This window comes from Pyrobaculum sp. (assembly GCF_049971835.1).
GTDB lineage: Archaea > Thermoproteota > Thermoprotei > Thermoproteales > Thermoproteaceae > Pyrobaculum.
In genome coordinates, this window is the sequence record NZ_JBMFKV010000091.1 from 1 (window position 1) to 8,485 (window position 8,485).

The following is an 8,485-nucleotide window of genomic DNA, read 5'->3' on the forward strand; positions in this document are numbered from 1 at the left end:
GCGACTCGCCGAGACACGGCCGCCCCCGCGCCAACAGATCCCACGGAGTCACGGCGGTGCAGACCCAAGGCTCGTCGGGTAGGCAGGCGTAGCCCCGGCTACGCCCAAGCGCCTCGGCCAGCGCCTCGTAGGCCTCGGCGCCTTCTAGACACCTGCCGCCCCGGCCCCCCGCCGGCCTCCCGCCGTAGACATACAGCCGGGCCTTGAAGCCCACCTTCCTCACCAAGTTGTGGCTGGGGCTGTTCCACTCCGCCACTAGGAGTGTGGCTATAGACGCGCCGGCCCGCCTCGCCTCGTCCACCAGAAACCTCGTCATGGCCTCCCCAATGCCTCTGCCCCTCAGCTCGGGCCTCACTCTGAGACCCCGTAGGTAGGCCGACTTCCCCACTAGCAACATAGAGGCAACCGCGGCGATGCGGCCGTCCAGAAGCGCCACGTAGGCGTTGCCGTCGGCCACCCACCGCCCGACCACCCTCGGGATGTAGTCGCCCCAATCCCACGTGTCCATTGTGAAGGCAACGATCTCGGCGACGTCCTCCTCCCTCGCCTTTCTAAACGTGAGCATTTAAGAGCCGGATTTATGCAGATATATGCCTTACCTATACCGCATCGCCTACGACGGCACACTGTTCTATGGATTTACGGGGCACCCCAACTCCCTGGAGCCCCGGCTGAAGGCGGCCTTCGGCGAGATACTGGGCAAAGGTAGCAGGACAGACCCCGGCGTATCCGCAGTAGCCAACGCGGTGCTGGCCCCCCAGAAGCTACACATCGGCTACGTCAACTCGAAGCTTCCGAGAGGCGTCTGGGCGTGGGCCGTGGCGGAGGTGCCCCCGGGCTTCAACCCCAGGAGGGCCAAGAGGAGGCGATATCTATACGTCGCCCCGCACTGGGGCGAGGACGTCGACGTCATGCGGGACGCCGCCAAGCTACTCGCCGGCACCCACGACTACAGCTCTTTTATACAGCGCCGCGGAGACAAGACCACGCCAACCATAACCACCGTGGAGAGCATAGACGTGGAGCTGAGAGGCCCCCTCATATACCTACACTTCGCGGGGAGGGGCTTTAGAAACAAGATGATCCGCAAAATGGCGTGGGCAATTCTAGCCACGGGCCGCGGCGTCTTGAGGCTAGAGGATGTAGAAGACCTCTTGAAAAAGCCAAGGCCGGGCGCGGTGCCCAGCGCCCCGGCGGAGGGGCTCTTGTTGCTAGACATTGAGTACGACGTGGAGTTCCAAGTCGACCTCGCCGCCCTCAGAAAGGCCTACACATACTTCCTAGAGAAGTATAGATACGCAACAGCCCACGCCGCGGCGCTGAAGGCCGCGGGCGAGGCACTGGCCATGTGGGAGAGGTAGAAGGGGTATTGGGCGGCGCCTGGCGAGAAAGCCAGACGGAGGCCGCGTAGCTGAGGCCGTCGTTTATATATGTGACAAGGCGGGGGCGGCGTAGCCGAGGACGCAGGATGGGAATACAAGAAATACAGACGCCAGACGCGCCAAGAAGGCCTCACTCATCTGCTGGAGGAGCGGCGGTAAATGCCCTCCCAAGGCCGGGGGCCGCCGCAACCCGCCTCGGCAACCGCGGAATCTCTTCCCCAGCTAGGCTACATCAAGCCTACACGCCACCGCGTGTTGATTCGTAGCTGTGGCAATCCACAGCGCCGGCCAAAACCCTCGTCGTGACAACCCCTAGACAATAAACAAAAATTAAAAAAGTAGTTTTAACAAATGTCGTAGGCTCCGGGTCTTATAAACAAGGCAGGCACATAGGCCTCGACACCCATAGACTCCAGGTAGGTCCGTATGCCCATACCCCTCGTCTCGTAGTATACAGGACGTGTATAGCTAACGGCTATAATGCCATTAATATGCTCACTAGTCTTGTAATTCACGTCAATCGACGTCGCTATCGGTAATAAATAGCAGTAGCCAGCGGCGCAAGCCGCTCCGCCTAGTAGTGAAAGGAAGGGCTGGGCAGATAGACCTCCACCCTTTGCAACTACGTAGTAATTGTCATACTTGATGCTCACGCCGCATCCGCTATCTACGGTGAATCTTGATATGGGATAGTCCTGGGTGTTGAAAAGTGCTGAGATGTACTCGATGTCTGGCGTGTTGACCGCGGCTTTTGGATACCACCAGTATATCCCATCACCCTTGGATTCTGCATATGGCACGGCCCATAGGCCGTACACGGTATCTTCCTTGTACCGGGGTTGCCTCGTCCAGCCACTACCATTCCATTCATACACAACCCACCAAATTTCATACGTAACCACCCACACCGTGCCGGAGGCCCCCACCCCCAGCGAGGCGACGGACCCCCTAGAGTACCTAGGCGGGGTGTCAAACTGATTACCGCGCAGAATGTCAACACAACTCGGAGAAATAGGCGAGGAATCTGGCCTAAATGAGCAACCCAGCGACATTAACGGTACGGAGGAGCTAAGCGTTAGTGAGAAGCCGTATTTAAATAAGTAGTACTTCCCTTTGCTAAGAGGAATTCCCCCCAGAGGCAGAGTTATCTTAAGGCCAGTATTCTGATCAACTTCAATTCTTGAATATACTTCTACGGAACCGCTATATAGCGTGTCGTAGTTTGTGAGATATGCCACTAGGGTGGGTATTAGCTGGTTTGTTAAAGCCTGGCTCGACACCAGCACCCACTCTATACATAAATAATAAGAGCCGGGTTGTGGGTATTGTGGACAGCTGGGGTCCTGAATTTTAGGCGGCGGAGTCGACTGTAGCTGTTGTTTCTGCATGTGCGACGTGGCTTGGCTCCCGTCTTTTTTGCGGTATGTGACGATCTGGGGCTTGAATTCTACGGATACCTCTATCTTATTTGGCCTCTCCGGCCTCAGCGGGATTGAGATGAGCATTCTCTCGACGGCGACGTGGGTCTCGTTGTGCTCTGTCTCTCTCAGCAAGTCTATCATGAGGCCGAACTCTACGTCTTTGGGCTTGTAGCCGTGTTCAGCCGCAATCTTGGCTAGCTCCGCGTAGTAGGGGCCTAGCTTAACGCTCCCCTTCCCCCTTACCGCGGCGCCGGATTTAGGCCCCCCAACCGGGCCCACCACTGCAAAGGCGTAGTCCCTATTTGAGGGCCTCCCATTTTCAAATACTGTTATGCTTATCTCATCTTCATCTCCAGACGTGGAGATCTTAATGTAGCCCCAAGGCTCCTTAAGCACCTCGCCGCCAAGTAAAGACAAAAGAGGCATTGCCGAAAACTTAGGCGCCGTCACGAAGACCAAGGCCGCGGCCAGAGCCAAAACCAGCCCTACAAAGTAGGTACGTAGCACACAGAGATCTAAAGGCCCCCTTTTAAGCAATTCCATTGTGTTAACTACGGAACGGTATTACTATTTCATTTTTATGCTAGATATATTGTAGCTAAAAATTGAAAATATGGGTACGGGCCAAGGATCTGGGTGATCGTTATGTACCCCGACCGCACGCGGTCGGCGGCGCCGCAGGTCAAGTAGAGGTGTTGCGGGCGGTGGGCGTGGCCAAGAAATGGCGGAAAATGCTCCGAGGCGTTGCCGCTGATAATAGCTACAGACTGGCGGCGTGTGCAGATTACTGACATACATAACTGCCCACCTTGAGGCGCTGAGGGTGGCGGGCGAGGCGTTGGCCGTGTGGGAGAGGTAGATTTTAAATAGGGAATTGGTGTATAGCCATGGGTTACTACTACTGCGACTTCGACGCGGCGGCGGCGGCGATAGACTCCATGCTGAGCGAGTTGGTCAAGGAGCAGCTGGGGGAGATGCCCCGGGGGGAGTTGGAGGCGCTGAGGGAATTTGTATTTAGGGACTTTATGCACTATCTAGCCACGAGGGCTGGTATATACAACTGGGGGAGGTTTTCGGAACAGAGGGCGCGTCTCCGCCTCTGTATGTATGTAGAGAGGATGTGGGGGAGGCTTTGGGAAATCGCGGTGGAGTGGTTCAACTTGTGGAAGCTTAAGTGGAACCAGAGGGTGAGGCTTGTCTTCTCCGAGGAGGAGTTTAAGAGGGCTACCCAGTCGGTGAAGTGGAGCGCCGACCTCGACACCGCGTTGAAGAAGATAAACCTCACCGAACTGCGGCTGTTCGTCATTGCCAACCTCGTGAGGAACGGGGAGGTGGCCGGGGTGGAGCAGATAGCCGACTACATAATTAGAGATGAGCTAAACGCCATTGTGGAGAGACACGGCGCCGAGAAGGCCGTGGAGATGTATAAAAGCGGCAAGCTAGCCGCGAGACTCCTCGAGAGGATATATGCTTTGAAGAAAACGGCGGACCCAGTCCTCCTCTTGAAGTTCGACTTCGGCAGAGTCCAGTACCCCCCCTAGTCATCTAATGAATATCTTCGTCTCCTTCGACACGTAGGCGGGCTCCCTCGGCGAGATCTCCCTCACCAGGAGCTTAACCCAGCTGCCGTCCTCCGCCTGTACAAAACCTGTGAAGTTTGTAAATACCGGCACCCTGTAGACGACCATGAGGTTGACGAGCCTCATTAGCTGGTCGACGTCCAGCGACCTGGCCGCCTCCACCCCCATCGCCACAGACCCCGCCTCGTATACCCTACTCAGCCTCTTAATCAACACAGTCCTAAAGCCGCTCACCGCCATGTAGACGTCCACCGTCAGCAACAGCCCCGCCTTAACCGTCTCAACCACCTCCACAACCCGGGCCGAGGAGACCCCGGCCTTGCTCTCAATCCGCAAGCCGTCGCCGACCCTCACCCCCAGCGCCCTGGCGAGGTCCACCCCCAGCCAGGCCTTGAACCCCACCTCCTCGGTATAGCCGTAAAGCCTCGCAACGGCGTACATCGCGACAGCTTTTCAAAACACAAATATAAGCTTTAATGAATATGTCAACAAGAAAGGCGAGGCACAGACGCCTAAGGTAAGCCTCTGGGCTACATATGTCTCCATACCTATGTTGCGTAGCGGCGGGTAGCCGCTTAACATGTTTTTAAGTGTTGGCTACCTCCCGCCGTGTTCTTCCTCGTGGGGGTTGGGCCGGGGCCTGGCTACATCACGGAGGTGGCGGCTAGAATTATACGGGAGGCCGACTGCGTCTTCTACGAAGACTACACCGGCCCTCTCGACGTGGAGGGGCTGAGGAGGGTGGCCAAGTCTGAGCCTGTGCGGCTCACCCGCCGCGACTTGGAGGAGGAGTCTGGTAGGAGGATCTTCGAGTGCCTGAGAGAGGGCCGCCGGGCTGTGTTGGTCACCGCCGGCGACCCCGCCCTCGCCACGGCGCACAGCGCCTTAGTGGCCCTCGCCAGGTCGAGGGGTTACCGGGCGGAGGTGGTGCCCGGGGTGTCTATCATATGCGCCGCCTTCTCCGTCAGCTGTCTGTCGATATATAAAATGGGGGGTGTGGCCACAGTGACGTACCCAAGAGGCGGCGTCTACTCCACAAGGCCCTACGAGCTGGTGGAGCAAAACCTGAAGCGGGGCTTCCACACCCTCCTCCTACTCGACGTTAGGGAAGACGGCGTCTTCATGCCGCCTAGAGACGCCGCCGCGGTGTTGATGCAGTTAGAGGAGCGGGAGAGGCGCGGCGTCTTCACCCCCGCTCTGCCGGTGGTTGTGGTGTACCGCCTCGGCTGGGGAGGCTCGGCGCTGTACACCACCCTCGGCGACTTGGCGACCAGCGGCGTCGAGGGGCCGGCAGTCGTCATAGTTCCCTCCCAGCTGAGCCCGGTGGAGAGGGAATGCGTCGAGGGGCTCGCCAGGCGCCAAGCCGTTTAAATACCTCCCTATGTATATGCCGTGGGTGAGGACATCACTCCGGTGTACGCCCAGGGGTTCTACATCGTGAGCCGCGGCGTGGTTAACATGGTGATTATCTTCGACTATGTGGATAGGGGGCAGTACTACCACAGCCTGCTTAGACGTGGGGGCGACGCCTTGGCTAGAGAGATATCTACTGTGTGGGAGAATATGCAGAGGTTTATGGACGAGGAGATTGTGCGAATCAACGGGGAGAGAGTGAGGCCCGTAATCCACGACGTGTATATCGGCTTGAGGGGGGCGCCGACTAGGCCCTACATCACCTTCCTAGGCTCGTTCCCCGCGCCGCTGAGGGAGGGCGAGAACCTCTACGAGAACTACTACGAGGAGGAGGTGGCTGACTACGACTACGAAGCCGTGTGGGTGTTTCCCCAGGACGTGGAGGTGCTGGAGTGGCACTTCGGCGGCGAGGTGGAGACCCCCGAGCCCAACATACTAAGAGTCCGCGTGGCGAAGGGCACCAACGTGGGGGGCAGAGAGTATATAAAATTCAGGTTATAGAGGGGGAGTACGCACCCCTTCAACTCCATGCTTAAAAAACTACCCAGACTACATAGACGTGGATGCGTGGTATAGGCTGAGGTACCTCTGGGCTAGTCTAGTGTTTAGAAACAAGCCCGTAATCCGCAGAGTCAAGCCTGTGGAGGAGCTAATCGACGAAGTCGTAAAGTACTGCCCCAGGCCCTACCGGATGATGTGCTTCACAGCGGCGAGGGATCTTAACCTCAGCCTCCCGGCGATAGCCAGCTACGGCAGAGACGTGCCGACCGCCGTGGCGCTGGCGCTTGAAGACGTCACCTCGGGAGATGCAGAATTGCCGCGCTTCTGGCGGTACATAAAAACAGGCGACCCCGGCACAGACCCCGCGTCGCTGTTGAAAAAGTGGAGAAAGGCATTTAAGCCCTGAGGACCTCCAAACTCGCCTCAGTTCTCCAGATCCGGTGCCGGAGCCGCTTTTTACGAGATTTTCTCAAGGACTAGGCCCCTCCCCGACTCTATCCTCACTTTGAAGGCCTTGGTTTCGTGGGCGGTCATTCTCATCTTCTTTATTATCAGCCACCTCCGCACCTCCTTGGCTGTCTCCACCTCGTCCATCCACATGTGTATCACCCCGTCGGCGATGTGTTCAAGGCCGAAGCCGTAGGCCTGCCTCGTGGTCGGGGCGTACTGGCTGGTGAGGAGCGCCGTCACGTTGTCTCGGTGGGTGGCTATCTTCAGCTGGTAGCTGTACTTCCTAGCCATGACGGGCTTGTCCACCCAGAAGGCCGACATAGAGTCGATGACGAGCCTCACGTGGCGCTCCGGCGTGCCCCTCTCCCCCGCCACGGCCAGTATTTTATAGGCCTCGTTGATGGCCTCGATCAAGGTGTCGATGGAGAGGGCGGCGTAGCGCCTAACCTTCTCCGGGCTCTCCTCCCTGGCCCTCTCGGTGAGTTGCCTAGCCACCTTCAAAAGGCCGAATATGTCGATCACCACAATCTCTGGCAGCTCCTCCGGCTCCTTCTTCCACGCGATGTTGTAGGCGGCGTACTGGGCAAAGTCCATGCCCAGCTGCTTGGCCTGCTCCATGACGTCTCTAAACTCCTGCTCTGTGGTGACGTACACCACGGGGTCGCCGGCCCTCAGCCCCGCGTATGCGAAGTGGATGCATAGAATAGACTTGCCCACCCCCGGCTCCCCCGTGGCCACCACCCAAGAGCCCTGGGGTATGCCCCCCTCCAGCGCCTTGTCCAGCTCCTCCACCCCCGTGGATATCCTCTTCACAGGTACATCTCGTTGGTATTTAAAAAAGAGTTTAAGAAAAGGCCATGGCTAAGATGGTTGTAAGCCTCTCGGTAGTCCCCCTGGGCACCGGCACCCCGAGCTTGTCTAAATACGTGGCGAGGGTAACCGAGGTCATAAAGACGTCTGGGTTTAAGTACAGGACGGGGGCCGGCTTCACCGACATAGAGCTCGACAGCTACCAGCAACTCGCAAACCTCCTCGAGAAGATTGAAAAGACGCTGACGGACATGGGCGTGCAGAGGATATCTATCACGATCAAAATCGACCGCCGGCTCGACAAGGAGCTACACATCGAGGAGAAGATAGCCAAGGCCGAAGGTTTATAAACCTGTACGTAAGCCACTAGCGGCAGGATCGGCCCCAGAGACGGCCCGCCGGGCCGCCGGTGATAGGGGCTCCGGCTAAAACCTCCTCCTATTCTTTTCAAGCTTTTCGAAATAGGCCTTCTCGAGATCTATCCCCAGAAGCCCGGCTATGGTGAGCGTGTAGATAAACACGTCTGTCAACTCCTCTACGAGGGCGTCCCGCACGTCGCTTAGCTTCACGTCGCCGTGTCCATACACGGCGCTTCTCACCAAAGCCAGCATGGCGAACACATCAGCATTTAATCCCCTTTTAGCAATTAAGGAATGGCCGCGTAGGTGTCTGTCGATGCGATCGTAGTAGTTGCCGAGCTTCCCCACGCCTACGTACGCCACCCGTCCCCCGGCCACGGCCAGGTAGACGTAGTGGACAGCCCCCACGTATACGCCAGGACTTTAAAGCCAGCTACGGCTTTCTCCTCTCTCATCTACATTTTACCTGACTCAACGCCGTACGTTTTTCCTGAATCAGGAAAATTGTACGACGCTAGATCAGGAAGAATGTATATGGGGGAGTTGAACGCCGTAGCTGGCTTTAAAGC

Annotated in this window: 11 protein-coding genes; 6 read left to right on the plus strand and 5 right to left on the minus strand. The window is 57.7% G+C overall.

Going from position 1 to position 8,485, the window contains the following annotated elements:
* The coding region (locus ACP5J3_RS08610) for a GNAT family N-acetyltransferase (RefSeq protein ID WP_428495315.1) at positions 1 to 565 on the minus strand (565 nt) is incomplete at its 3' end.
* Positions 566 to 590: 25 nt separating this feature from the next.
* On the opposite strand from ACP5J3_RS08610, the gene ACP5J3_RS08615 reads away from it, so the two are divergent.
* Positions 591 to 1,361, plus strand: a complete 771-nt coding sequence (locus ACP5J3_RS08615; RefSeq protein ID WP_428495316.1) for a tRNA pseudouridine(38-40) synthase TruA — start codon at positions 591 to 593, stop codon at positions 1,359 to 1,361.
* Between the two features lie 365 nt (positions 1,362 to 1,726).
* On the opposite strand, the gene ACP5J3_RS08620 is transcribed toward ACP5J3_RS08615, so the two are convergent.
* Positions 1,727 to 3,310: a hypothetical protein gene (locus ACP5J3_RS08620; RefSeq protein WP_428495317.1), complete on the minus strand. Its 1,584-nt coding sequence runs from the start codon at positions 3,308 to 3,310 to the stop codon at positions 1,727 to 1,729.
* A gap of 380 nt (positions 3,311 to 3,690) precedes the next feature.
* On the opposite strand from ACP5J3_RS08620, the gene ACP5J3_RS08625 reads away from it, so the two are divergent.
* The gene (locus ACP5J3_RS08625) at positions 3,691 to 4,344 is read left to right on the plus strand and encodes a hypothetical protein (protein WP_428495318.1); all 654 of its coding nucleotides are present in this window, start codon (positions 3,691 to 3,693) and stop codon (positions 4,342 to 4,344) included.
* Here the strand turns inward: ACP5J3_RS08625 and ACP5J3_RS08630 are convergent, their stop codons facing one another.
* Positions 4,345 to 4,824 carry a molybdopterin-binding protein gene (locus ACP5J3_RS08630; protein WP_428495319.1) on the minus strand — a complete coding sequence of 160 codons (480 nt, stop codon included), beginning with the start codon at positions 4,822 to 4,824 and terminating at the stop codon, positions 4,345 to 4,347. It abuts the gene before it with no gap.
* A 168-nt stretch (positions 4,825 to 4,992) separates the two neighbouring features.
* Between ACP5J3_RS08630 and ACP5J3_RS08635 the strand changes: the two genes are divergently transcribed.
* The 3 genes from ACP5J3_RS08635 to ACP5J3_RS08645 are packed head-to-tail and all read left to right on the plus strand — an operon-like array spanning position 4,993 to position 6,703.
* Positions 4,993 to 5,754: an SAM-dependent methyltransferase gene (locus tag ACP5J3_RS08635; protein WP_428495320.1), complete on the plus strand. Its 762-nt coding sequence runs from the start codon at positions 4,993 to 4,995 to the stop codon at positions 5,752 to 5,754.
* 21 nt (positions 5,755 to 5,775) lie between these two features.
* On the plus strand, positions 5,776 to 6,297 hold the full coding sequence (locus tag ACP5J3_RS08640; RefSeq protein ID WP_428495321.1) for a hypothetical protein: 522 nt from the start codon (positions 5,776 to 5,778) through the stop codon (positions 6,295 to 6,297).
* A 58-nt stretch (positions 6,298 to 6,355) separates the two neighbouring features.
* On the plus strand, positions 6,356 to 6,703 hold the full coding sequence (locus ACP5J3_RS08645; protein WP_428495322.1) for a hypothetical protein: 348 nt from the start codon (positions 6,356 to 6,358) through the stop codon (positions 6,701 to 6,703).
* A gap of 50 nt (positions 6,704 to 6,753) precedes the next feature.
* Here ACP5J3_RS08645 and ACP5J3_RS08650 read toward each other — a convergent pair whose 3' ends face one another.
* On the minus strand, positions 6,754 to 7,560 hold the full coding sequence (locus ACP5J3_RS08650) for a KaiC domain-containing protein (RefSeq protein ID WP_263246589.1): 807 nt from the start codon (positions 7,558 to 7,560) through the stop codon (positions 6,754 to 6,756).
* A gap of 44 nt (positions 7,561 to 7,604) precedes the next feature.
* On the opposite strand from ACP5J3_RS08650, the gene ACP5J3_RS08655 reads away from it, so the two are divergent.
* Positions 7,605 to 7,907, plus strand: coding sequence for an MTH1187 family thiamine-binding protein (locus ACP5J3_RS08655; protein ID WP_428495323.1), 303 nt, complete (start codon positions 7,605 to 7,607; stop codon positions 7,905 to 7,907).
* Positions 7,908 to 7,982: 75 nt separating this feature from the next.
* On the opposite strand, the gene ACP5J3_RS08660 is transcribed toward ACP5J3_RS08655, so the two are convergent.
* Complete coding sequence (locus ACP5J3_RS08660; RefSeq protein WP_428495324.1) at positions 7,983 to 8,324, minus strand: hypothetical protein; 342 nt, start codon at positions 8,322 to 8,324, stop codon at positions 7,983 to 7,985.
* Positions 8,325 to 8,485 lie beyond the last annotated feature (161 nt).

Bases quoted from the DNA above. Each gene is read 5' to 3' on its own strand.
- ACP5J3_RS08615 (WP_428495316.1), top strand. From the start codon at position 591: ATGCCTTACCTATACCGCATCGCCTACGACGGCACACTGTTCTATGGA.
- ACP5J3_RS08625 (WP_428495318.1), top strand. From the start codon at position 3,691: ATGGGTTACTACTACTGCGACTTCGACGCGGCGGCGGCGGCGATAGAC.
- ACP5J3_RS08630 (WP_428495319.1), bottom strand. From the start codon at position 4,824: ATGTACGCCGTTGCGAGGCTTTACGGCTATACCGAGGAGGTGGGGTTC.
- ACP5J3_RS08655 (WP_428495323.1), top strand. From the start codon at position 7,605: ATGGCTAAGATGGTTGTAAGCCTCTCGGTAGTCCCCCTGGGCACCGGC.